The 23,174-nt window shown below is 60.2% G+C and carries 21 protein-coding genes; 6 read left to right on the plus strand and 15 right to left on the minus strand.

The annotated features are described in order from the left end of the window. Positions 1-42: 42 nt before the first annotated feature. The 8 genes from ACF8C6_RS15585 to ppsA form a co-directional block, all read right to left on the minus strand. Positions 43-1,002, minus strand: coding sequence for an OmpA family protein (locus ACF8C6_RS15585; protein ID WP_392500120.1), 960 nt, complete (start codon positions 1,000-1,002; stop codon positions 43-45). A 135-nt stretch (positions 1,003-1,137) separates the two neighbouring features. Then, positions 1,138-1,728 carry an RNA polymerase sigma factor SigX gene (sigX, locus tag ACF8C6_RS15590; RefSeq protein ID WP_392500121.1) on the minus strand — a complete coding sequence of 197 codons (591 nt, stop codon included), beginning with the start codon at positions 1,726-1,728 and terminating at the stop codon, positions 1,138-1,140. Positions 1,729-1,816: 88 nt separating this feature from the next. Next, on the minus strand, positions 1,817-2,641 hold the full coding sequence (locus tag ACF8C6_RS15595) for a mechanosensitive ion channel domain-containing protein (protein WP_392500122.1): 825 nt from the start codon (positions 2,639-2,641) through the stop codon (positions 1,817-1,819). Between the two features lie 2 nt (positions 2,642-2,643). Next, positions 2,644-2,880, minus strand: coding sequence for a CrfX protein (locus ACF8C6_RS15600; protein WP_392500123.1), 237 nt, complete (start codon positions 2,878-2,880; stop codon positions 2,644-2,646). A gap of 55 nt (positions 2,881-2,935) precedes the next feature. After that, on the minus strand, positions 2,936-3,916 hold the full coding sequence (locus tag ACF8C6_RS15605; RefSeq protein ID WP_392500124.1) for a zinc transporter ZntB: 981 nt from the start codon (positions 3,914-3,916) through the stop codon (positions 2,936-2,938). A gap of 15 nt (positions 3,917-3,931) precedes the next feature. Then, entirely contained in the window at positions 3,932-4,420 is a 489-nt protein-coding gene (gene rraA, locus ACF8C6_RS15610; protein ID WP_277690494.1) for a ribonuclease E activity regulator RraA, read from the minus strand. A 98-nt stretch (positions 4,421-4,518) separates the two neighbouring features. Next, positions 4,519-5,493 carry an alpha/beta fold hydrolase gene (locus ACF8C6_RS15615; RefSeq protein ID WP_392500125.1) on the minus strand — a complete coding sequence of 325 codons (975 nt, stop codon included), beginning with the start codon at positions 5,491-5,493 and terminating at the stop codon, positions 4,519-4,521. Between the two features lie 61 nt (positions 5,494-5,554). Continuing rightward, entirely contained in the window at positions 5,555-7,927 is a 2,373-nt protein-coding gene (gene ppsA, locus ACF8C6_RS15620; RefSeq protein ID WP_392500126.1) for a phosphoenolpyruvate synthase, read from the minus strand. A 139-nt stretch (positions 7,928-8,066) separates the two neighbouring features. On the opposite strand from ppsA, the gene ACF8C6_RS15625 reads away from it, so the two are divergent. Further along, positions 8,067-8,885 (plus strand): pyruvate, water dikinase regulatory protein, encoded by an 819-nt coding sequence (locus tag ACF8C6_RS15625; protein ID WP_392500127.1) that lies wholly within the window; start codon positions 8,067-8,069, stop codon positions 8,883-8,885. 67 nt (positions 8,886-8,952) lie between these two features. On the opposite strand, the gene prpF is transcribed toward ACF8C6_RS15625, so the two are convergent. The 5 genes from prpF to ACF8C6_RS15650 all read right to left on the minus strand — a co-directional run bounded on the left by prpF (position 8,953) and on the right by ACF8C6_RS15650 (position 15,697). Next, the gene (prpF, locus tag ACF8C6_RS15630) at positions 8,953-10,134 is read right to left on the minus strand and encodes a 2-methylaconitate cis-trans isomerase PrpF (protein WP_392500128.1); all 1,182 of its coding nucleotides are present in this window, start codon (positions 10,132-10,134) and stop codon (positions 8,953-8,955) included. 134 nt (positions 10,135-10,268) lie between these two features. Beyond that, the gene (acnD, locus tag ACF8C6_RS15635) at positions 10,269-12,878 is read right to left on the minus strand and encodes a Fe/S-dependent 2-methylisocitrate dehydratase AcnD (RefSeq protein WP_392500129.1); all 2,610 of its coding nucleotides are present in this window, start codon (positions 12,876-12,878) and stop codon (positions 10,269-10,271) included. Continuing rightward, positions 12,879-14,033: a 2-methylcitrate synthase gene (gene prpC / locus ACF8C6_RS15640; RefSeq protein ID WP_392500130.1), complete on the minus strand. Its 1,155-nt coding sequence runs from the start codon at positions 14,031-14,033 to the stop codon at positions 12,879-12,881. A gap of 36 nt (positions 14,034-14,069) precedes the next feature. Beyond that, positions 14,070-14,957, minus strand: a complete 888-nt coding sequence (gene prpB, locus ACF8C6_RS15645; protein WP_392500131.1) for a methylisocitrate lyase — start codon at positions 14,955-14,957, stop codon at positions 14,070-14,072. Next, positions 14,954-15,697: a GntR family transcriptional regulator gene (locus tag ACF8C6_RS15650; RefSeq protein ID WP_392500132.1), complete on the minus strand. Its 744-nt coding sequence runs from the start codon at positions 15,695-15,697 to the stop codon at positions 14,954-14,956. Before ACF8C6_RS15650 ends, prpB begins: the two co-directional genes overlap by 4 nt. A 278-nt stretch (positions 15,698-15,975) precedes the next feature. Between ACF8C6_RS15650 and ACF8C6_RS15655 the strand changes: the two genes are divergently transcribed. From ACF8C6_RS15655 to pabB, 4 genes are all read left to right on the plus strand, one after another. Next, complete coding sequence (locus ACF8C6_RS15655) at positions 15,976-16,509, plus strand: ATP-dependent zinc protease (RefSeq protein WP_392500247.1); 534 nt, start codon at positions 15,976-15,978, stop codon at positions 16,507-16,509. A 5-nt stretch (positions 16,510-16,514) separates the two neighbouring features. Further along, positions 16,515-18,041, plus strand: a complete 1,527-nt coding sequence (locus ACF8C6_RS15660) for an inactive transglutaminase family protein (RefSeq protein ID WP_392500133.1) — start codon at positions 16,515-16,517, stop codon at positions 18,039-18,041. 3 nt (positions 18,042-18,044) lie between these two features. Further along, complete coding sequence (locus ACF8C6_RS15665; protein WP_392500134.1) at positions 18,045-19,031, plus strand: alpha-L-glutamate ligase-like protein; 987 nt, start codon at positions 18,045-18,047, stop codon at positions 19,029-19,031. Between the two features lie 101 nt (positions 19,032-19,132). After that, positions 19,133-20,476 (plus strand): aminodeoxychorismate synthase component I, encoded by a 1,344-nt coding sequence (gene pabB, locus ACF8C6_RS15670; RefSeq protein WP_392500135.1) that lies wholly within the window; start codon positions 19,133-19,135, stop codon positions 20,474-20,476. Positions 20,477-20,533: 57 nt separating this feature from the next. Here pabB and thrH read toward each other — a convergent pair whose 3' ends face one another. Further along, positions 20,534-21,151: a bifunctional phosphoserine phosphatase/homoserine phosphotransferase ThrH gene (thrH, locus tag ACF8C6_RS15675; RefSeq protein WP_277690482.1), complete on the minus strand. Its 618-nt coding sequence runs from the start codon at positions 21,149-21,151 to the stop codon at positions 20,534-20,536. A gap of 189 nt (positions 21,152-21,340) precedes the next feature. Between thrH and ACF8C6_RS15680 the strand changes: the two genes are divergently transcribed. Next, positions 21,341-22,075, plus strand: a complete 735-nt coding sequence (locus ACF8C6_RS15680; protein WP_392500136.1) for a phosphoadenylyl-sulfate reductase — start codon at positions 21,341-21,343, stop codon at positions 22,073-22,075. Between the two features lie 37 nt (positions 22,076-22,112). On the opposite strand, the gene cysB is transcribed toward ACF8C6_RS15680, so the two are convergent. Continuing rightward, the gene (cysB, locus tag ACF8C6_RS15685) at positions 22,113-23,087 is read right to left on the minus strand and encodes an HTH-type transcriptional regulator CysB (protein ID WP_392500137.1); all 975 of its coding nucleotides are present in this window, start codon (positions 23,085-23,087) and stop codon (positions 22,113-22,115) included. Between the last annotated feature and the right edge of the window lie 87 nt (positions 23,088-23,174).

The following is a 23,174-nucleotide window of genomic DNA, read 5'->3' on the forward strand; positions in this document are numbered from 1 at the left end:
AAAAACCCGGCCAGAGCCGGGTTTTTTACATCGCTTTCGCCGTTACTTGGCTTGAGCTTCTACGGCAGCTTCAACACGACGGTTGACTGCGCGGCCGGCTTCAGTGGCGTTGTCAGCAACCGGGCGGGACTCACCGTAACCCACCGAGTCAACGCGATCGGCACCTACACCGTACTGGTTAACCAGCACTTCGCGAACAGCAGTCGCGCGGCGCTCGGACAGCTGCTGGTTGTAGGAGTCAGTGCCCACAGAGTCAGTGTGACCTTCTACGGTGGTAGTGGTCTGTGGGTACTGGTTCATGAAGTCAGCCAGGTTTTGGATGTCGCTGTAGCTTTCTTCCTTGACCTTGGACTTGTCGAAGTCGAACTTCACATCCAGCTCAACGCGGACAGTTTCAACCGGCTCAGGGGTCGGCGGCACTTCTTCCACGATCGGAGCCGGCTCGACTACCGGAGCAGGCTTGGAACCACCGCCGAAGTTGAAACCGATACCAACGCTAGGCGCCCACTCGGTGTCACCCTGATCGATGTTGTACTGCGCTTCTACGCCAGCACGTGCGTAGAAGTTTTCGGTGAAGTACATCTTGGCGCCACCGCCCAGATTGGCGAAGGTGGAACCATTACGACCGCTAGCACCATTCTGGCCGATGCTCTGATCAGAGAAGCCGGCGGAGATGTACGGACGAATGCTGTCGCCCGGTGCATTGAAGTGATAGAGGGCATCCAGTGCAGTGTTGGAGCCCTTGATGTCGCGGCCGTCTTGGGCACGAGCATTGTGTACTTCGTCGTAGCCCAGGCGCAGTTCGACATCATCAGTCAGGAAGTAACCGATGGAGCCACCGAACAGGTTGCCGTCGTTGTCGAATTCGCGCGCGCTGTCGAAGTACTGCTTCTTGGCGAAGCCTTCGATTTCAACAGCGCCTTGGCCTTGGGCCAGAGCGTTCAAAGAGGTGGTAGCCACTAGCGAACCAATGACAATGCCCAAGGTGTTTTTCAGTTTCATCCGTAAATCCCCTAAAAAGACGATTGAATTGCCAAGCCGGCGGCTGGGAACAATTCGGTAGCAAGTGTAACAAATCCACACACTGCTGTGATACGAGGCGATGAGTCGCACTGCAGTGAGAGTGAATAACAGGTATTAAGTTTCGCTTTCGACAGCGAATTTCTCGCGCAAGCGATCAAGGGCGCGTTTGTAGCGCATTTTGGTGGCGCTCAGGCCCATGTGCATGATGTCAGCAATCTCTTGGAACTCTAGCTCTGCAACAAAACGTAAAACTAGAATTTCCCGGTCAATTGGATTGACATGTACCAGCCAGCGATCCAAGCCGCCCTTCTCTTCGAGTTTGGGTGCTTTTTCTTCGGAAGCTTCTTCAAGCGGATCCAGACTCAACGCGTCCATGAGTCGGCGCTTGCGGCGTTCTTTACGGTACTGAGTAATGCACTCGTTATAAGTGATGCTATATAGCCATGTCTTGAACTTTGACTTGCCCTCGAAGTTCTTCAGACCATATAGAACTTTCAGCATCACTTCCTGGCAAACATCGTCCGCATCACGGTCGTTACCCAGGTAGCGCGCACAAACATTGAAGAGCGTGCGCTGGTAACGCCGCATCAACTCCTCATAAGCACGGGTGATGTGGAATAGCTCGACGTGAGCGCGCTGCACCAGCTCCTCGTCCGAGAGCTCGCGTGGGTCATACCGCGTAGGAAGCGATTGGGCCTTGTTCAAAACGACTCGTGCCGACTGGTCAGATCAATGACAGCGCCAACCCGCAACGCGGGCAGCGCTGGACGCATACATTAGCAGGGTTGGCGCCTCAGCGGCTGCTGACGCGCTGTTCGAGCAGGGTACGGTTGGCAACCGAAACCAGCTCTCCCTCTTCGGTTAGCAGGACCGTCTTGACGGTGCCTATCTCCTCGATCTGCCCTTCGACCTCGCCGATTTTTACTTGTTGCCCGACCTCATAAAGTTCTCGTACATAGATGCCAGCCAGTATCTGACCGGCGATCTCCCGACTGCCAAGACCCAGTGCCAGCGCCATGGCCAGACCAACGGAAATCAGCACGATGGCGATCACGTTGTTGAGCAGGTCGGTCTTGACCTCAAGCTGGCCGATGGCAACCGAGATACTGATGATAATGACCAGGCCTTGGGCAATCCGGCCCAGGCCAGCGGCATACTCCAGGCCCACGCCCTCGGCTGCACCCCGTACCAGGCTGCTGACCAGCTGCGCGAGCAAGACACCGGCGAGCATGATCACGGCTGCGCCGAGCACCTTCGGCAGGTACAGGGCCAGCACGTCGAGGGTGGAAGACACGCGGTCGAGCCCCAGCGACTCGGCTGCGGTGATCAGGAAAATCAGCAGGATGAACCAGTAGACAATTTTGCCAATCAGCACCGATACCGGTACTTGGATACCTACGCGGGAAAGCATCTTGTTGAGGCCGGTGCCAGCCATCAGACGATCCAGGCCAACTTTGGCCAGGAGTTTGGATAACAGGGTATCCAGCAGTTTGGCGACCACGAAACCGAGCAGCACGACCACCAAGGCGCCGAAGAATCGCGGAATGAAACCGGCGATCGGAGCCCACACCGAGCTCATGGCATTAACGAGACTTTGAGTCCAGGGATCAAATTCCATATTCAGTCAGCCTTGTTTGCGGGGCGAGTACGGCGGGAAACAGGTGCCAGATGGGCGGAACCGTTGTTGAGCGCGATCATCGCGGCTTCCAGGCCGCGACCGAGCAGCACGAACAAATCGCCAACGCCGACCTGGCGATTGGCGGTCTTGAGTACACGCCCCAGGGCTGCGTCGTCATCGTGTTCCACCGATGACGACTTGAGCAAATCGCGCAGGGACTCTTCAAAGGGATCGTACATGCACACCTCGCACGAATTTGTTGCCTAGACGCGGCCATATCGCCACGGGTCACACTCACAGCCAGCGCAGACGGCGGAAAAGCCAGAGCTGGAAGACGATCAACGCAACGATCAAACCACAAGTCAGCAAAAAACCATGCTCGTTCTCACTGCCGGGGATACCGCCCACATTGATACCTAGCAGGCCGGTGAGAAAGCTCATTGGCAGAAACAGCCCGGTGATGATGCCCAGCAGGTACATGGTGCGGTTCATCTTATCGCTCATGCGCCGGTCTTCGGACTCCAGCACCAGGCCTACCCGTTCGCGGACCATTTCCAGCTCTTCGAGATAGCGTGTGAGTCGGTTGTTCAGCTCGTTCCACTGATCCACGTCGCCAAAACCGTTTCGAGCCAACTGGGCGAAGAGCTCGCGCTGCGGGGCCAGAAAGCGTCGCAGCCCTGCGGAACGCCGGCGCAAGTGCAGAATGGAGTCATGGTCCGGCACATAGCGCTCGTCGACATCCAGGCGTTCTTCTTCGGTATCCAGTTCGTCAGCCAGTTCGTCGAGCACCCCCTCAACCCGCGCGGTGAGCTGGTAGGCAAGCTCAAGCACTAGGTCCGCAGCGTTGCACGGCCCTTCTCCGCGCTGAAATTGAGCGATCAGCTCTTCGGTGGCGCGCAATGGCCGCAGGCGCAGGGATATCACCCGGCGCGCCTGCGCGTGGATGCGCATCGACACCATGTCCTCGGGCTCTGCGCCGGGATTGAGGTTGATGCCGCGCAGAAACAGCAGCAGGCGATTGTCGGGTAAGTTCAGCAGGCGGGGACGGGTGTTTTCCTCGAGTAGCAGATCGCAGGCAAACTCGCCGAGATCGCTGTGCTCGCGCAGCCAGCTGGCAGTCTGCGGATGACCGCGATCCCAGTGCAGCCAGAGGCTTTCCGTCTCTTCAAGACGCAAATCCGTCAGCTGATCGTAGGCGACATGGCGTGCGCCGCCTCGGCCGTCCAGCACTAGCGCCTGGACCAAGCCCGAGTGTGCTTGCATCTGCTCGCTCATAGAGGTGGTACGGCCTTACTCCGGCATCTTCAGCGGTTCGGGCGAGACGATGATGCCGTTGTTGTCGGCATACACATAGTGACCCGGCTTGAAGGTCACGCCGCCGAAGGTGACTGCCACGTTGAGGTCGCCGAGGCCGCGCTTATCGGTTTTCATGGGGTGACTTGCCAGCGCCTGTACGCCCAGCTCGGTCTGTGCCAGTACGTCCACGTCACGCACGCAACCGTAGATCACCATGCCTTCCCAGCCATTCTTGGCGGCCTTCTCGGCAATCATGTCACCGAGCAGCGCACGCCGCAGAGAGCCGCCGCCGTCCACCACCAGTACCTTGCCCTGCCCCGGCTGGTCGGCCTGGGATTTGACCAGCGAGTTGTCCTCGAAGCATTTGACGGTGACGATCTCGCCACCGAAGGAGTCGCGGCCGCCAAAATTGGCGAACATTGGCTCGACGACTTGAACCAGGTCCGGATAGGCATCGCACAGGTCGGGGGTGACGTAATGCATGGCAAAACTCCTTTGGTGGGAAACGTGAAAGATCATGTCGCTCAGCATGGCGGCGCTAACGACTGCCCGCAAGCGGGCTAGAGCTGTTCGCCTGGGTTTCAGTCGCCTTTAGCCAGGACTTCCGCTGGTAGCTCTAGGTTCCGCAGCCAGTATTCTGCCAGCGGCCAGACCTCGGCTTGCGCCTCCTTGCTGACCAGCATCTCGACGTGACCGAAGTCGCTGCTGAAACCCTTGGCACGCCCCAGCTCTAGAAAGCGGCGTGGTTCGGCATGGACTTGCTCGTAGAGCTTACGGCAGGCCCAGGTAGGATCCTGTAGGTCGCCCGCCGCCGCAACGGCCAGCAAGGGAACGCGGCTTTCCGCCAATCCTGCCCACCAGTCCCGCTCAGCATCGCCGAAGCGTCCGAACAGGCGGTGCCAGCGCAGGCTTTCCAGGGCCAGGCCGATGGGCTCGTCTTCAGGGCCGCGTTTGAAGCGCGAGCCGGACACGTGATGGAAGCCTTTGAGCAACAGGCGGCTGCACCACTCTACCGGCGGCACCTTGAGCGGCCAGTAGATGCGGCTGATCTGGCTACCGAACAACGCTGTCGACGCGGCGCTGTGCTGGTCCAGATAGCCGCCTCCCAATGCCGCCGCCAGGGTGATGCCGCCCAGCGAGTGGCCGATCCAGTGCGGCACCTGCGCGCTCTGCTCGCGAACAAACGCGGCAATGGCGGGCAGATCATAGCGGGCGTAGTCGGCCACCGTGTTGTGCTTGTACGCCTGATTGCGGGGCGACAGACCATGTCCGCGCATCTCGGCGATCCACACATCGAAACCGTTGCGCGCCAGATGGGCGCCCAGCCCGATGCCGCGAGGCGAATACCAGAAGCGTCGATTGGAAAAGCTGCCATGCAGCAAAATGACGGGGGCGCCACGGCTCTCTTGGCTAGCCAGCCCCAGGCGGGTCAGCGCCAGCTCCACCGATGGGTCAGGGCTGTTGCCCGGCTTGAGCCGATAGACATCTTCGCTCAGGTCGCCACGCAACTCGGCAGCCACCAGGGCAACGGGAAACAGATCGCTACTGCTTTGCATCTTCGATCACGCACAAAAAAGGGCGGGTTGAACCCCGCCCTTGTTACTGACGGGCTTGCGCTCAGGCCTGTTGGCCTTCGGCCAGGAAGAACCAGGTTTCCAGGACCGAGTCCGGGTTCAGGGAGACGCTTTCGATGCCCTGCTCCATCAGCCATTTGGCCAGATCCGGATGGTCGGACGGCCCCTGGCCACAGATGCCGATGTACTTGCCAGCCTTGTTGCAGGCGGCAATCGCATTGGCCAGCAGCTTCTTCACGGCCGGATTCCGCTCATCGAACAGGTGCGCGATGATCCCGGAGTCGCGATCCAGGCCCAGGGTCAGCTGAGTCAGGTCGTTGGAGCCAATGGAGAAGCCGTCGAAGAACTCGAGGAATTCATCTGCGAGCAGTGCGTTGGAGGGAAGCTCGCACATCATGATGACTTTCAGACCGTTCTCGCCGCGGGCCAAACCATTGGCCGCCAGCAGGTCCACAACCTGGCTGGCCTCGCCGAGAGTGCGTACGAACGGCACCATGATCTCGACGTTGGTCAGGCCCATCTCGTTGCGTACTTTCTTCAGCGCACGGCATTCCAGCTCGAAGCAGTCGCGGAATGATTCGCTGATGTAGCGCGAAGCGCCACGGAAGCCGAGCATCGGGTTTTCTTCTTCCGGCTCGTACAGCTTGCCGCCAATCAGGTTGGCATATTCGTTGGATTTGAAATCCGACAGGCGCACGATGACCTTCTTCGGCCAGAAGGCCGCGGCCAGGGTGCTGATACCCTCGACCAGTTTCTCGACATAGAAACCGACCGGATCGTCGTAGCCGGCGATGCGTTTGTCGACGCTCTCTTTGATCTCTGCCGGCAGTGCCGCGTGATTCAGCAGCGCTTTGGGGTGCACGCCGATCATGCGGTTGATGATGAACTCCAGGCGGGCCAGGCCCACGCCCTCGTTGGGCAGCTGGGCGAAGTCGAAAGCGCGATCCGGATTGCCGACGTTCATCATGATCTTGAACGGCAACTCGGGCATGGCATCGACCGAGTTCTTGCGAATATCGAAGCCCAGCTCGCCTTCGAAGATGAAGCCGGTATCGCCTTCGGCGCAGGACACGGTCACGCCCTGGCCATCCTGCAGCACCTGGGTGGCGTTGCCGCAACCGACCACGGCCGGAATACCCAGCTCACGAGCGATGATCGCCGCGTGGCAGGTACGACCGCCGCGATTGGTGACGATGGCGCTGGCGCGCTTCATCACCGGCTCCCAGTCTGGGTCAGTCATGTCGGAGACGAGCACGTCGCCCGGCTGTACCTTGTCCATTTCGGATACATCGTGGATCACACGAACCTTGCCGGCGCCGATGCGCTGACCGATGGCACGACCTTCTACCAGTACGGTGCCTTTTTCTTTCAGCAGGTAGCGCTCCATCACGGTGGCGCTAGCGCGGCTCTTCACCGTTTCGGGACGAGCCTGGACGATATACAGCTTGCCGTCGTCGCCATCTTTGGCCCACTCGATGTCCATCGGGCGGCCGTAGTGTTTTTCGATGATCATGGCCTGTTTGGCCAGTTCGCTGACTTCGGCGTCGGTCAAGCAGAAGCGCGCGCGGTCAGCGCGGTCCACTTCCACGGTTTTCACCGACTTGCCAGCCTTGGCCTCGTCGCCATAGACCATCTTGATCGCCTTGCTCCCCAGGTTGCGGCGCAGAATCGCCGGGCGCCCAGCCTGCAAGGTGGATTTGTGAACGTAGAACTCGTCAGGGTTGACGGCCCCTTGCACCACAGTTTCACCGAGACCGTAGGCGCCGGTGATGAATACCACGTCGCGGAAGCCGGATTCGGTGTCCAGGGTGAACATCACGCCGGCGGTACCAGTTTCCGAGCGCACCATGCGCTGCACGCCGGCAGACAGGGCGACCAGCTTGTGATCGAAGCCTTGGTGCACGCGGTAGGAAATGGCGCGATCGTTGAACAGGGATGCAAACACTTCCTTGGCGGCGCGAATCACGTTATCCACGCCACGGATGTTCAGGAAAGTCTCCTGCTGGCCGGCAAAAGAGGCATCAGGCAGGTCTTCTGCGGTAGCCGAAGAACGCACGGCGACAGCCATGTTGTCGTTCCCCACGGCCATGAGAGCAAAGGCCTCGCGGATTTCGCGATCCAGGCGCTCGGGGAATTCGGCCTCCATGACCCACTGACGGATCTGCGCGCCGGTTTTGGCCAGGGCATTGACGTCATCCACGTCCAGCGTATCGAGAGCGGCATGGATGCGGTCATTCAGACCGCTCTGCTCAAGAAAGTCACGGTAGGCCTGGGCGGTAGTGGCGAAACCACCGGGAACCGAGACGCCTGCACCTGCCAGGTTGCTGATCATTTCGCCCAGGGATGCGTTTTTGCCCCCTACATGCTCCACATCGTGGACGCCGAGCTTATCGAGGGAAACTACGTACTCAACCAAGGTGAACTCTCCACTGTACTTGGCCCGGCCAGCCTGGCCTTGCCGCAAGGAAATAAGTCACAATGCCAGCCAGTACGGGCCCGGCAAAGGGGGCCTATGATAGCCAAGAATCGCTCCTGACTTAAGGCCTTTGGCGCAAATGAAACGAACCGCTTTCTTTATCTCTGACGGCACTGGCATTACGGCCGAAACCCTGGGCCAGAGCCTGCTGGCCCAGTTCGAAAACATCAGCTTCACCAAGCTCACACGCCCCTATATAGACAGCGTGGACAAGGCGCGCGCCATGGTACAGCAAATCAATAATGCGGCCGAGAAGGATGGCGCACGGCCGATTATCTTCGATACCGTGGTCAATCATGAGATTCGCGACATTCTGGCTCAGTCCGAAGGCTTCATGATCGACATTTTCTCGACCTTCCTGGCGCCACTGGAGGCCGAACTGAACGAGCACTCCTCTTACTCGGTAGGCAAATCCCATTCCATCGCCAGCAACAGTAATTACATGGAGCGTATCGAGGCCGTCAACTTTGCCCTGGATAACGATGACGGCGCCCGTACCCACTATTACGACAAGGCTGACCTGATCCTGGTTGGGGTCTCACGCTGCGGCAAGACGCCAACCTGTTTGTACATGGCCATGCAATACGGCATTCGCGCAGCCAATTACCCGCTGACCGAAGAAGACATGGAGCGCCTGCAGTTGCCGAACGCACTCAAGCCCTACAAACACAAACTGTTCGGTTTGACTATCGACCCAGATCGCCTCACTGCCATTCGGCATGAGCGCAAACCCAATAGTCGCTATGCCAGCTTTGCCCAGTGCGAGTTCGAGGTGCGCGAGGTGGAAAACCTGTTCCGTCGCGAAAACATGCCCTTCATCAATTCAACGCACTTCTCCGTCGAAGAGATCTCCGCCAAGATTCTGGTGGAAAAAGGTGTTGAGCGTCGCTTTAAGTAAACGTTGTAATCCATTGATTCAATGAGAAAAGGCTCGCTAAGTTCGAGCCTTTTCTAGCTTTTGAGATTCAGAATGAATCGCCCGGCACGCGCACCCAACCTTCCATCAGGATCCGCGCCGAGCGCGACATGATTGCCTTGGTTACCGTCCACTCGCCGTCGACCAGTCGAGCCTGAGCCCCGACTCGCAAGGTGCCGGATGGATGGCCGAAACGCACTGCCTCACGCTCGCCGCCGCCGGCAGCCAGATTGACCAGAGTGCCGGGAATGGCCGCCGCTGTGCCGATAGCCACTGCACAGGTGCCCATCATCGCGTGATGCAGCTTGCCCATGGACAACGCGCGCACCAGCAGATCGACCTCGCCGGCATCCACTTGCTTGCCGCTGGAAGCCCGGTAGCTCTTGGGCGGGGACACGAAGGCGATCTTTGGCGTGTGCTGGCGGGTGGCCGCCTCTTCCGGCGTTTTGATGAGACCCATACGCAGTGCGCCGGCCACGCGGATTTGCTCGAAACGTGCCAGCTGCGCTGGATCCCCGTTGATGGCCTCGCGCAGCTCGGTGCCCTGGTAGCCGATGTCCTCGGCGTTGACGAATACGGTGGGGATGCCGGCGCTGATCATGGTCGCCTTGAAGGTGCCGACGCCTGGTACGTCCAGGTCATCGACCAGATTGCCGGTAGGGAACATCGAACCCTCGCCATCATCGGACGGATCGAGGAACTCCAGCACGATCTCAGCCGCCGGAAAAGTCACCCCGTCCAGCTCGAAGTCGCCGGTTTCCTGGACCAGGCCAGCGGTTACCGGCACATGAGCGATGATGGTTTTTTGGATATTGGCCTGCCAGATACGCACCACGCATACGCCGTTCTCGGGAATGCGCGCCGGATCGACCAGGCCGGCATGGATGGCGAAGGCGCCGGCGGCAGTCGATAGGTTGCCGCAGTTGCCGCTCCAGTCGACAAAGGCCTTGTCGATGGAAACCTGGCCATAGAGGTAGTCGACGTCGTGATCGGGCTGGCTGCTCTCGGACAGGATTACGCACTTTGAGGTCGACGAGGTGGCACCGCCCATACCGTCGATATGCGCCGAGTATGGGTCGGGGCTACCGATCACGCGCATGAACAGCTGGTCGCGGGCCGCGCCCGGTACCTGGCAGCTCTGCGGCAGGTCCTGCAGGCGGAAGAACACGCCCTTGCTGGTGCCACCCCGGATATAGGTAGCGGGAACTCTGATCTGGGGTTGATGAGCCATGCTTGCGTCCTGGCTGAATGATGGAAGTAGCCCGGATGAAATCCGGGGAATCTGAGACACCGCTATCCCCGGATTACAAGCCGGCAGTGGACAAGCCCCCTCTCCCATCGGGATAGGGGGCTTCAGCCCTGACCTCAGGCGACCTCGCCCTTGAGGAAGTCCTTGGCGAAGCGCTGCAGCACGCCACCGGCCTTGTACACGCTGACATCGGCAGCGGTGTCCAGGCGGCAGGTCACCGGCACTTCGACCACTTCGCCGTTGCGGCGGTTGACCACCAGGGTCAGATCGCAGCGCGGCGATACCTCACCCTTGATGTCATAGGTCTCGGTGCCGTCCAGGCCCAGCGTAAGTCGGGTAGTACCCGGCTTGAACTCGACCGGCAGCACGCCCATGCCAACCAGGTTGGTGCGGTGAATGCGCTCGAAGCCTTCGGCCACGATCACTTCCACACCGGCCAGGCGCACGCCCTTGGCCGCCCAGTCGCGGGACGAGCCCTGACCGTAGTCGGCACCGGCGATGATGATCAGGTTCTGCTTGCGGTTCATGTAGGTTTCGATCGCTTCCCACATGCGCATGACCTTGCCTTCCGGCTCGACGCGGGCCAACGAGCCCTTCTTCACCTGCCCGTCGACCACGGCCATCTCGTTGACCAGCTGCGGGTTGGCGAAGGTCGCACGTTGCGCGGTCAGGTGGTCGCCGCGGTGGGTGGCGTAGGAGTTGAAGTCCTCCTCCGGCAGGCCCATCTTGTGCAGGTACTCGCCGGCGGCCGAGTCCATCAGGATGGCGTTGGATGGCGACAGGTGGTCGGTGGTGATGTTGTCCGGCAGGATCGCCAGCGGCAGCATGCCCTTGAGGGTACGCTCGCCAGCCAGGGCGCCTTCCCAGTACGGCGGACGGCGGATGTAGGTCGACATCGGGCGCCAGTCGTACAGCGGGCTTTCCGCCTCCTGCACGCTGCCCAGGTCGAACATCGGAATGTAGATCTGCTTGAACTGCTCCGGCTTGACGCTGGAGGCGACGATTTCGTCGATCTCCTCATCGCTCGGCCACAAATCCTTCAGAGTGATGGGGTTACCGGCCTTGTCGGTGCCCAGCACGTCCTGTTCGATATCGAAACGCACGGTACCGGCGATGGCGTAGGCCACGACCAGCGGCGGCGAGGCCAGGAAGGCCTGCTTGGCGTAGGGGTGGATACGGCCGTCGAAGTTACGGTTACCGGAGAGCACGGCAGTGGCATACAGGTCGCGGTCGATGATTTCCTGCTGGATCACCGGATCCAGCGCACCGGACATGCCGTTACAGGTGGTGCAGGCGTAGGCGACGATGCCGAAGCCGAGCTTCTCCAGCTCCGGCAGCAGGCCAGCTTCTTCCAGATACAGCTTGGCGACTTTCGAACCCGGGGCGAAGGAAGTCTTGACCCAGGGCTTGCGCACCAGGCCCAGCTCGTTGGCCTTCTTCGCCAGCAGGCCGGCGGCGACTACGTTGCGCGGGTTGGAGGTGTTGGTGCAGCTGGTGATGGCGGCGATGATCACCGCGCCGTCCGGCAGCAAACCCTGGGCTTCCTCGGCCTTGGCCGCGGCCAGCTGGGCTTCGCTGGCTATGCCGCGCTCCTGCAGGACGGAAGTCGGCAGGCGCTTGTGAGGGTTGGACGGGCCGGCCAGGTTACGCACCACGGTGCTCAGGTCGAAGCTCAGCACGCGCTCGTACTCGGCGGTCTTCAGCGCATCGCTCCACAGTCCCAGGGTCTTGGCGTAGCGTTCGACCAGCGCGACCTGCTCCGGCTCGCGGCCAGTGAGCTTGAGGTAGTCGATGGTCTGGCCGTCGATGTAGAACATCGCGGCGGTGGCGCCGTATTCCGGGCACATGTTGGAGATGGTCGCGCGGTCGCCGATCGACAGGCTGTCCGCGCCCTCGCCGAAGAACTCGACATAGGCGCCGACCACACGCTCCTTGCGCAGGAACTCGGTGATGGCCAGGACGATGTCGGTGGCGGTGATGCCGGGCTTGCGCTTGCCGGTCAGCTCGACGCCGACGATGTCGGGCAGGCGCATCATCGACGGGTGGCCGAGCATTACGGTCTCGGCTTCAAGGCCGCCGACGCCGATGGCGATCACGCCCAGGGCATCGACGTGCGGGGTGTGCGAGTCGGTACCGACACAGGTGTCGGGGAAAGCCACGCCGCCACGCGCCTGGATCACCGGGCTCATTTTCTCCAGGTTGATCTGGTGCATGATGCCGTTGCCGGCCGGGATCACATCGACGTTCTTGAACGCGGTCTTGGTCCACTCGATGAAGTGGAAGCGGTCCTCGTTGCGGCGGTCTTCGATGGCTCGGTTCTTCTCGAAGGCATCCGGGTCGAAGCCGGGCGCTTCCACGGCCAGCGAGTGGTCGACGATCAGCTGGGTTGGCACCACCGGGTTGACCTTGGACGGGTCGCCGCCCTGCTCGGCGATGGCGTCACGCAGGCCGGCCAGGTCGACCAGCGCGGTCTGGCCGAGGATGTCGTGGCAAACCACGCGCGCCGGGTACCAGGGGAAGTCCAGATCGCGCTTGCGGTAGATCAGCTGCTCCAAAGCGGGCGTCAGCAGCTCCGACTCACAGCGGCGCACCAGTTGCTCGGCCAGCACGCGGCTGGTGTAGGGCAGCTTGGCCCAGGCGCCGGCCTGGATCGCCTCCACCGCCGCAGGGGCGTTGAAATAATCCAGGTCGGTGCCGGCCAGGCGTTCACGGTAGAGCTTGTTCATTTATTTGCGGTCCTTGAGTTCGACGAACTTCAGGTCTTCCGGGCCGGTGTAGTTGGCGCTCGGGCGAATGATCTTGCCGTCGATGCGCTGCTCGATGACATGGGCGGACCAGCCTGCGGTGCGCGCGATGACGAACAGCGGCGTGAACATGGCGGTGGGCACGCCCATCATGTGGTAGCTCACGGCACTGAACCAGTCGAGGTTGGGGAACATCTTCTTGATGTCCCACATGATGGTTTCCAGGCGCTCGGCGATGTCGTACATCTTGGTGTTGGACTGCTCGACGGACAGCTCGCGAGCCACTTCCTTGATCACCTTGTTGCGCGGGTCGGCCACGGTGTAGACCGGGTGGCCAAAGCCGATCACCACTTCCTTGCGCTCAACGCGGGCGCGGATGTCGGCCTCGGCTTCGTCCGGGTTGTCGTAGCGCTTCTGGATCTCGAAGGCCACCTCGTTGGCGCCGCCGTGCTTCGGACCACGCAGCGCGCCGATCGCGCCGGTGATGCAGGAGTACATGTCGGAGCCGGTGCCGGCGATGACGCGCGAGGTGAAGGTCGAGGCGTTGAACTCGTGCTCGGCGTACAGGTTGAGCGAGGTGTGCATGGCGCGCACCCAGGATGCGCGGGGCTTCTCGCCGTGCAGCAGGTGCAGGAAGTGGCCGCCGATGGAGTCGTCGTCGGTCTCCACGTCGATGCGCTTGCCGTTGTGGCTGAAGTGGTACCAGTACAGCAGGGCCGAACCCAGGGAAGCCATCAGCTTGTCGGCGATGTCGCGGGCGCCCGGATGGTTGTGGTCTTCCTTCTCCGGCGACAGGCAGCCCAGCACGGAAGTGGCGGTGCGCATCACGTCCATCGGGTGGGCGGACGGCGGCAGCTGCTCCAGGGCGGCTTTCACGCCGGCCGGCAGGCCGCGCAGGGCCTTCAGTTTGGCCTTGTAGGCAGCCAGTTCGGCCACGTTGGGCAGTTTGCCGTGGACCAGCAGGTGGGCGATTTCCTCGAATTCGCAGCGGTTGGCGAAGTCGAGCACGTCATAGCCGCGGTAGTGCAGGTCGTTGCCGGTACGGCCGACGGTGCACAGGGCAGTGTTGCCGGCGGCGGTGCCGGACAAGGCTACGGATTTCTTGGGTTTGAAGCCGGTGGTCTCAGGCGTGCTCATCGGAGTCTCCTCAGTCTTGTTCTTTTTAAGGCTCGATTACTTTTTATTCGCGGCGAACAGTGCGTCGAGCTTTTGCTCGAAGGCGTGGTAGCCGATGCGGTCATACAGCTCCATGCGGGTCTGCATGATGTCGATAACATCCTTCTGGTGACCGTTCTGGCGGATCGAGGTATAGACAGCCTCGGCAGCCTTGTTGGCGGCGCGGAAGGCGGACAGCGGGTAGAGCTGGATGGCCACGCCGACCGAGGCCAGTTCGTCGCGAGTGAACAGCGGAGTAGCGCCGAACTCGGTGATATTCGCCAGGATCGGTACATTCAGCTCTTTCACAAAGCGCTCGTAGGTCGGCAGGTCGTAGGCCGCCTCGGCGAAGATCGCATCGGCGCCGGCCTCGACGTAGCGCAGGCAGCGCTCGATGGCGGCATCCACGCCCTCGGCCTGGATCGCGTCAGTGCGGGCGATCAGGAAGAAGTTGGGGTCGGTTTTGGCATCGGCAGCGGCCTTGACGCGGTCGGCCATCTCCTCGGTGGAGACGATTTCCTTGCCTGGACGGTGACCGCAGCGCTTGGCGCCAACCTGGTCCTCGATGTGGGCGGCGGCGGCACCGGCCTTGATCAGGTTCTTCACAGTGCGCTCGATATTGAAGGCGCTGGGGCCGAAGCCTGTGTCGATGTCGACCAGCAGCGGCAGGTCGCAGACATCGGTGATGCGGCGCACGTCAGTGAGTACGTCATCGAGCGTGTTGATCCCCAGGTCTGGCAGCCCCAGGGAGCCGGCTGCCACACCACCACCGGACAGATAGATGGCCTTGAAACCGGCGCGTTTGGCCAGCAACGCATGGTTGGCGTTGATCGCACCGATCACCTGCAGCGGATGTTCGCTGGCGATGGCGTCGCGGAAACGCTGGCCGGGAGTGGCTTGGGTCATGACTCACCTCGGGATTTCGATGGTTTAGGAGCGGCGCCCTGCCCGGCCTGTTGCGCGGCCAGATAGTGACGTTCGATATTGCGTTTGGAGGCGGCGATATGCCGGCGCATCAGCAGCTCGGCTAACTCGCCGTCACGCTCGGTAATGGCATCGAGAATGCGATGATGCTCGGCAAAGGCCTGATGCGGTCTGTTGGGGGTCGCGGAAAACTGCAGGCGATACATCCGCACCAGCTGGTACAGCTCGCCACAGAGCATGCGCGCCAGGGTCTGATTGCCACTGCCCTGGATAATGCGGTAGTGAAAGTCGAAGTCGCCTTCCTGCTGGTAGTAACCGACGCCGGCCTTGAAGGCGGCGTCCTGCTCATGCAGGTCAAGCACGCGGCGCAGCTCTCCAATTTCAGCGTGACTCATGCGCTCGGCGGCTAAGCGGCAGGCCATGCCTTCCAGTGACTCACGTATTTCATAGAGCTCGATCAGCTCGGCATGGCTCAGTGACACGACCCTCGCACCCACATGGGGGACGCGCACCAGCAGCTTCTGACCTTCCAGGCGGTGAATAGCCTCGCGCAACGGGCCGCGGCTGATGCCATAGGTACGCGCCAGCTCGGGCTCGGAGATCTTGCTGCCGGGAGCAATATCTCCGCGCACGATAGCCGCCTGGATGCTGCGGAACACATGCTCGGAAAGGGTTTCCGTATCATCCGGGCTGATTTTGTCGATTTCGAGGTTCTCGAGCATATTGTCGACACGCTAAGCATTTGATGGTGAAAAAATACGCCCTCGAGCGATTTAGGTCAATCTCAAGGCTAACATTGTCAACAATTTGCCAGGGCTCGGTCGAACACACAACCGCTTAAACAACCTGCAGAAACGCTCTTAAGCCGCTGTTAAGCCAGAAAAAGCCCATGCTAGAATGCCGCCCGCTTCTACCGGCCAATCATTGCGCCGAGCCTGCTAGACTCCATCTGCCGGCTGTTTGCCCGCTGCCGCCCGACGACGCGACCGTACAAGGATTTATGCGACTCAAGCCCTCCGTCCTCCTATTCAGCTGCAGCCTTCTTCCCGGCCTAAGTTTTGCCGACAAGACTGTGTATGGCCTGAATGAATATGTCCGGCTGGACGACCTCAATCTTGAAGTGGCCGCCAAACTCGATACCGGTGCCAAGACCGCCTCGCTGAGTGCTCGTGATATCAAGCGTTTCAAGCGCGATGGCGAGACTTGGGTACGCTTTTACCTGGCGATCGATGATGCTCACGAGCAACCTATTGAGCGACCACTGGCTCGAATCAGCAAAATCAAGCGTCGTGCTGGCGACTATGATGCGGAAAGCGGGAAGAGCTACACCGCCCGCCCGGTGATTGAATTATCTGTATGCATGGGCCAAACCCATCACACTATAGAGGTCAACCTGACCGACCGCAGTGCGTTCCAGTACCCGCTGCTGATCGGTTCCGAGGCGCTCAAACGCCTGGATGCAGTAGTCGACCCTAGCCTCAAATACGCTGCCGGCAAACCCGGCTGCTCCTCTGACGCAAACTCTGCCGAGTAACTCTCATGCGCTCTCTCACTTTGCATCTGAAAGTCCTCATCACCCTGCTGGTGACGCTGGGCGTTCTGATCACGGCATACCAGATCTTCATCCTCGGCATTCCGGTGACCGAAGATGAGACTGACGACCTGTGGAATATCGACGCCAAGGTCGAATTTCAGGCCAATCCGCGTGAGCCGGTGAAGGTGCAGATGTTCGTGCCACCGCTTAACCAGGACTACGTGAGCCTCAATGAGAGTTTCATCTCCAATAATTATGGCGTGAGCGTCAACCGCGTCGACGGCAACCGCAAGCTGACCTGGTCGGCTCGACGTGCCAACGGCAAACAAACCCTCTACTACCGCCTGGTGCTGACCAAGCGCTACAGCGGTGAGCCCGCCAAGGCCAAAGGCCCTATTTTCCGCGACAGCATCGAAGTGGAAGGCGCAGAGAAAATTGCCGCCGAAGCCCTGCTAGCCCCTATCCGTCAGCATTCTGCGGATGTTGAAACCTTCATCAGCGAAGCCATCAAACGTGTTAACAATGTCAATGATGACAACGTGAAGCTACTGCTTGGCGGCGATGCATCCTCTGCCAACAAGGCCAAGGTTATCGACCTGTTGCTGTCCATCGCGCATGTGCCGATGGAGCGCGTACATACCATTCGCCTGGCCACCGAGATCCAGCAAAGCCCGGAGCTTTGGCTGCGTAGTTTCAATGGCGAGAACTGGCTGTATTTCAATCCTGAAACCGGCCAGCAGGGCCTGCCGGCCGATCGCGTGGTGTGGTGGACCGGTGACGAGCCACTGATCAGTATCGATGGCGGCAAGAAGGCACAGGTCAGCTTCACCCTGAATAACAGCGAGATGAACGCCATCCGCCTGGCCAAGCTCACCGACGAAAACACTGACGTCGATTTCCTCGAATACTCTCTGTACGGCCTGCCGCTCCAGACCCAGCAGACCTTCATGATCATGGTCATGATCCCCATCGGCGTGCTGGTGATCCTGGTGCTGCGCAACCTGGTAGGCCTGCAGACCCTGGGCACCTTCACCCCGGTGCTGATCGCCCTCGCCTTCCGCGAAATGCAGCTGGGCTACGGCATCGTCTTCTTCACCATCATTACCGCACTGGGCCTGATGCTGCGCTCCTACCTTGAGCACTTGAAGCTGCAAATGCTGCCGCGCCTGTCTGTCGTGCTCACTTTCGTAGTGGTGCTGATTGCCACCATCAGCCTGTTCAGCCACAAGCTGGGCCTTGAGCGCGGTCTTTCGGTCGCCCTGTTCCCGATGGTCATCTTGACCATGACCATCGAGCGCCTGTCCATCACCTGGGAAGAGCGCGGTGGCAGCCATGCCATGAAGGTCGCCGTCGGCACCCTGTTTGCCGCTTCGCTGGCGCACCTGCTGATGAGCGTGCCGGAACTGAGCTACTTCGTCTTTACCTTCCCGGCTGTCTTGCTGATTCTGGTGGGCTTTATGCTGGCCATGGGTCGCTACCGCGGCTACCGCCTGACCGAACTGTTCCGCTTCAAAGCCTTTCTGAAGGACTGAGCCATGTTTGGCATGATCAAGACGTGGAAGGCTCTGGAAGCCAAGGGCATCATGGGCATCAACCGCCGCAACGCGGACTACGTGCTCAAGTACAACAAGCGTCACCTGTATCCCATCGTGGATGACAAGATCATCACCAAGGAGCGTGCGCTGGCTGCCGGCATCAATGTGCCGGAAATGTACGGCATCATTTCCACCGAAAAAGAGATCGACAAGCTCTCCGAGATTATCGGTGGCCGCAGTGACTTCGTGATCAAGCCTGCCCAGGGCGCCGGTGGCGACGGTATCCTGGTGGTTGCCGACCGTTTCGAGGATCGCTTCAAGACGGTCTCGGGCAAGATCATCAGTCACGAGGAAATCGAGCACCAGATTTCCAGCATTCTGACGGGCCTCTATTCCCTGGGTGGGCATCGAGACCGCGCCCTGATCGAGTACCGGGTGACTCCGGACCCGATCTTCAAGAGCATCAGCTACGAAGGCGTTCCGGATATCCGCATCATCGTGCTGATGGGCTACCCCGTCATGGCCATGCTGCGCCTGCCGACCCGCCAGTCCAACGGCAAGGCCAACCTGCATCAGGGCGCCATCGGCGTCGGCGTAGACCTGGCCACCGGGCTGACCCTGCGCGGAACCTGGCTGAACAACAAGATCAGCAAACATCCTGACACCACCAACTCGGTTGATGGCGTACAGCTACCGAACTGGAACGGCTTCATGAAGCTGGCGGCCGGCTGCTACGAGCTCTGTGGCCTCGGCTATATCGGTGTCGACATGGTGTTGGATGTCGAGAAAGGCCCATTGATCCTGGAGCTCAATGCCCGTCCGGGTCTGAATATCCAGATCGCCAATGACTGCGGCCTGACCCACCGCGCTCACGCCGTCGAGGCTCATCTCGCCGAACTGGCCAAAACCGGCAAGCAGGAAACGGCGGAAGAGCGCGTGCACTTTTCCCAGCAACTGTTCGGCCACGTGAAGAGCAAGAACGACTAAAGTCGTGCAGACAGAAAGCCCGGCCCAGGCCGGGCTTTTTTCGTTGCATGGCGACGTCAACATCCACCTACAATCGCCACACCCTCCCATAGTTAACCGCCATGAGCATTTGCCAGCTTCATCGCCTCCCCTATCGTGCCGACCCTGCCGATTATTTCGCCAGAGTTCGCCACGCTCCGGGCGCCATACTGCTGGATGCAGGTCGCCCCTACGCCGAGCGCGGGCGTTACGACCTGATCAGCGCCTGGCCGCAGGAGCGTTTCCAGGTGACTGATGGAGAGACTGCGCAAGGCTTCTTCCAGCGGCTACGTCATGGACTGAACCAACTTGGGCATGGCGAGGCGCCTGGCGGTTGCGAGCTGCCGTTTACCGGCGGGTTGCTGGGCTACCTCAGCTATGACTTCGGCCGTCATCTAGAAGCTCTGCCTCAACACGCCGTCGACGATTTGCAACTGCCTGAAGCACAGCTCGGCCTCTACACCTGGGCCCTGATCAGCGATCACCAGCGTCAGACCTGTCAGCTCATGTTCCATCCAGCGCTACCTCCTGCCGAACGGCAACGACTGATTGAGCTTTTTGATGCAGCCCCTGCGGCGGACTCTGCCGGGTTTCACCTCAAGCAGCCCTTTCAAGCCAATCAAGATGACCGAACCTATCAGCAGGCTATCGAGCGTATACAGGCCTATATCAAAGCTGGTGACTGCTACCAGGTGAATTATGCGCAGCGCTTCCAGGCACCTTGCAGCGGCGATCCGTGGATTGCTTATCTGAAGTTGCGCCAGGCCTGCCCCACCCCCTTTTCTGGCTTTCTGAGCCTGGAAAACGGCGATGCCATCCTCAGTTTGTCGCCGGAGCGCTTTCTCAAGGTCAGCCAGGGCCGTGTCGAGACCCGCCCGATCAAGGGCACACGCCCGCGCGGAATCACCGCACATGACGACCGCGTACATGCCGAAGCGCTGCTGAGCAGCCCAAAGGATCGCGCCGAGAACCTGATGATCGTTGACCTGCTGCGCAACGACCTGGGCCGCAGCTGTCGGATCGGCTCGGTTCGGGTGCCAGAGCTGTTCGCGCTGGAAAGCTATCCGAACGTGCACCATTTGGTCAGTGCAGTTACCGGCGAGCTGGCACCGAACAAGGATGCACTGGATCTACTGGCCAGTAGCTTTCCCGGCGGCTCCATCACGGGTGCCCCCAAGATCCGCGCGATGCAAATCATTGATGAACTGGAGCCCACACGCCGCGGCCCTTACTGTGGCTCCCTGCTCTATCTTGATGTACGTGGCGAACTGGACAGCTCCATCGCCATTCGCAGCCTGCTGATCAAGGATGGCGTAGTCAGTTGCTGGGGCGGCGGCGGCATCGTGGCGGACTCGGATTGGCAAGCCGAGTACCAGGAGTCGCTGACCAAGATCCAGGTACTACTCAGAACCCTCGAAGGCATGTAACCCATATCCGCCACAAAAAAGCCCGCATCGCAGCGGGCTTTTTGTCTGAGCGAAGCCTTACAGGCTCAGCTCACGATTGGATGCCTTGATGAACTCGCGCTTGAGGTCTTCATAGGTGTGCACTGCCGGGAACTGCGGGAACTCGCGGATCACGTTTTCCGGCGCATGGAACAGAATGCCGGCGTGAGCCTCGCTGAGCATGGTGGTGTCGTTGTAGGAGTCACCTGCGGCAATCACCCGGTAGTAGAGGCTCTTGAAGGCGATGACCGACTGGCGTTTGGGGTCTTTCTGACGCAGCTGATAGCTGACAACACGATCGGTTTCGTCGGTAATCAGCTTGTGGCACAGCAGGGTCGGGAAGCCCAGCTGACGCATCAGCGGCTGGGAGAACTCGTAGAAGGTGTCGGACAGAATCACGACCTGGAAGCGCTCGCGCAGCCAGTCGACAAACTCGACAGCGCCTTCCAGCGGCTTAAGCGTGGCGATGACCTCCTGAATATCCTTCAGCTTCAGGCCATGCTCATCGAGAATGCGCAGGCGCTGCTGCATGAGCACGTCGTAGTCGGGAATGTCCCGGGTAGTGGCCTTGAGCGCTTCGATTCCGGTTTTTTCGGCGAAGGCGATCCAGATTTCCGGAACCAGTACACCCTCGAGGTCGAGGCAGGCGATTTCCACGGGCGACTCCTAGCAGTCTGAGAGAAGAGAGCCGGCACTCTAGCGAGTCCCCAAAGGCTGCGCAACGCGTCGCTTATATCGGAGAGCAGTAGTCGAACTCCTATTTAGTTATTTATCAGCATATCGGCATCTTTGTTAACATCGCCGGCCACAGAGCGCTTCAGCGCCGCCGACCAGGAAGCCTGCCCGATGAGCCCAACTTTCAATGCCGCCGAAATGGCAGCGAGCTACGCCAACAAATCCCCTCAGGACATTCTCAAGCTGGCCTTCGAGCACTTCGGCGATGATCTGTGGATCTCCTTTAGCGGTGCCGAAGACGTGGTCCTGCTGGATATGGCCTGGAAGCTCAATAAGCAGGTCAAGGTATTCACGCTGGACACCGGCAGACTGCACCCGGAGACCTATCGCTTTCTCGAAAAGGTCCGCGAGCACTACGGCATATCCATCGAAGTGATGAGCCCGGACGCGCATAAGTTGCAGGAGTTCGTGCGCGAAAAAGGCCTGTTCAGCTTCTACAAGGATGGCCACGGCGAGTGCTGTGGCATCCGCAAGATCGAGCCGCTCAAGCGCAAGCTGAGTACGGTCACCGCCTGGGCCACCGGCCAGCGCCGCGACCAAAGCCCCGGCACCCGCAGCCATGTAAACGTCATCGAAGTCGATAGCGCCTTCTCCACGCAGGACAAGCCGCTGTACAAGTTCAATCCGCTGGCACAGATGAGCAGCGAAGAGGTCTGGGCCTATATCCGCATGCTCGAACTGCCTTATAACAGCCTGCATGAGCGCGGCTTCATTAGTATTGGCTGCGAACCCTGCACACGCCCAGTGTTGCCCAATCAGCATGAACGCGAAGGACGTTGGTGGTGGGAAGAGGAAACTCAGAAAGAGTGCGGTCTGCACGCCGGCAACGTGATTGCCAAGAGTTGAAAGTCAGAGCCCGGCATTGCCGGGCTCTTTTTTGCAATCAATAGGTGGGTAGGTCCACCCCCTCAAACAGCTCGTCCAACTCGCCCTTGCTGTGACATTGCACGGCCTTGCTCATAACTTCTCGCGTCAGGTGCGGGGCAAACTTCTCAATAAAGTCGCACATGAATCCGCGCAGGAAGGTGCCGCGACGGAAACCAATCTTGGTCACGCTCGCTTCGAACAAATCGCTGGCGTCGAGTACCACCAGGTCACTGTCGAGCTTTTCGTCTACCGCCATGCGCGCCACGATACCCACGCCAAGCCCAAGGCGCACATAGGTCTTGATAACGTCTGCATCGGCCGCAGTGAACACCACCTTGGGCGTCAGGCCACGATGACTGAAGGCCTCATCCAGCTTGGAGCGACCGGTAAAACCGAACACGTAGGTCACCAGCGGGTGTTCCACCAAGGCCTCCAGGCTCAGCTTCGGCAGCTTGGTCAGCGGATGTCCTTGCGGCACGATCACGCACCGGTTCCAGCGATAGCACGGCATCATGACCAGATCGCCAAACAGCTCCAGCGCCTCGGTAGCAATGGCGAAATCCACAGTGCCATCTGCCGCCATCTCGGCGATTTGCATCGGCGTCCCCTGGTGCATGTGCAGCGCTACTTCCGGGTACTGTTTGATGAAGCTGCTGATGACCGGAGGCAGCGCATAGCGTGCCTGTGTGTGGGTGGTGGCGATGGATAGCGTGCCTTTCTTCTCGTTGGAGAACTCCTGGGCAATTTGTTTAATGCTCTCAACCTTGCGCAGGATTTCCCCTGCGGTGGTGATGATCCGCTCGCCGGCCGGCGTGACACGGGTCAGGTGCTTGCCACTGCGGGCAAATACTTCGACGCCTAGCTCGTCTTCGAGCAGTCGGATCTGCTTGCTGATGCCTGGCTGCGAGGTATAGAGGCTCTGCGCGGTGGCAGAGACGTTGAGATCGTGGTGCGCCACTTCCCAGATGTAGCGCAATTGCTGCAGCTTCATAGGTGTCCCTCAAAGCAGATAGTCGCTGGCTGAATTTCACAGCACAGCCATATAACCATATCTATGGTTTGAAATATAAAACTAGAC

The organism is Pseudomonas sp. zbq_18 (assembly GCF_043102245.1).
Classification (GTDB): Bacteria; Pseudomonadota; Gammaproteobacteria; order Pseudomonadales; family Pseudomonadaceae; genus Aquipseudomonas.

Excerpts from the sequence above, each read along its gene's own strand:
- ACF8C6_RS15585 (WP_392500120.1), bottom strand. The coding sequence starts at position 1,002 with ATGAAACTGAAAAACACCTTGGGCATTGTCATTGGTTCGCTAGTGGCT.
- ACF8C6_RS15595 (WP_392500122.1), bottom strand. The coding sequence starts at position 2,641 with ATGGAATTTGATCCCTGGACTCAAAGTCTCGTTAATGCCATGAGCTCG.
- ACF8C6_RS15600 (WP_392500123.1), bottom strand. The coding sequence starts at position 2,880 with ATGTACGATCCCTTTGAAGAGTCCCTGCGCGATTTGCTCAAGTCGTCA.
- ACF8C6_RS15605 (WP_392500124.1), bottom strand. The coding sequence starts at position 3,916 with ATGAGCGAGCAGATGCAAGCACACTCGGGCTTGGTCCAGGCGCTAGTG.
- rraA (WP_277690494.1), bottom strand. The coding sequence starts at position 4,420 with ATGCATTACGTCACCCCCGACCTGTGCGATGCCTATCCGGACCTGGTT.
- ACF8C6_RS15615 (WP_392500125.1), bottom strand. The coding sequence starts at position 5,493 with ATGCAAAGCAGTAGCGATCTGTTTCCCGTTGCCCTGGTGGCTGCCGAG.
- ACF8C6_RS15625 (WP_392500127.1), top strand. The coding sequence starts at position 8,067 with ATGAAACGAACCGCTTTCTTTATCTCTGACGGCACTGGCATTACGGCC.
- prpF (WP_392500128.1), bottom strand. The coding sequence starts at position 10,134 with ATGGCTCATCAACCCCAGATCAGAGTTCCCGCTACCTATATCCGGGGT.
- acnD (WP_392500129.1), bottom strand. The coding sequence starts at position 12,878 with ATGAACAAGCTCTACCGTGAACGCCTGGCCGGCACCGACCTGGATTAT.
- prpC (WP_392500130.1), bottom strand. The coding sequence starts at position 14,033 with ATGAGCACGCCTGAGACCACCGGCTTCAAACCCAAGAAATCCGTAGCC.
- prpB (WP_392500131.1), bottom strand. The coding sequence starts at position 14,957 with ATGACCCAAGCCACTCCCGGCCAGCGTTTCCGCGACGCCATCGCCAGC.
- ACF8C6_RS15650 (WP_392500132.1), bottom strand. The coding sequence starts at position 15,697 with ATGCTCGAGAACCTCGAAATCGACAAAATCAGCCCGGATGATACGGAA.
- ACF8C6_RS15655 (WP_392500247.1), top strand. The coding sequence starts at position 15,976 with ATGCGACTCAAGCCCTCCGTCCTCCTATTCAGCTGCAGCCTTCTTCCC.
- ACF8C6_RS15660 (WP_392500133.1), top strand. The coding sequence starts at position 16,515 with ATGCGCTCTCTCACTTTGCATCTGAAAGTCCTCATCACCCTGCTGGTG.
- ACF8C6_RS15665 (WP_392500134.1), top strand. The coding sequence starts at position 18,045 with ATGTTTGGCATGATCAAGACGTGGAAGGCTCTGGAAGCCAAGGGCATC.
- pabB (WP_392500135.1), top strand. The coding sequence starts at position 19,133 with ATGAGCATTTGCCAGCTTCATCGCCTCCCCTATCGTGCCGACCCTGCC.
- ACF8C6_RS15680 (WP_392500136.1), top strand. The coding sequence starts at position 21,341 with ATGAGCCCAACTTTCAATGCCGCCGAAATGGCAGCGAGCTACGCCAAC.
- cysB (WP_392500137.1), bottom strand. The coding sequence starts at position 23,087 with ATGAAGCTGCAGCAATTGCGCTACATCTGGGAAGTGGCGCACCACGAT.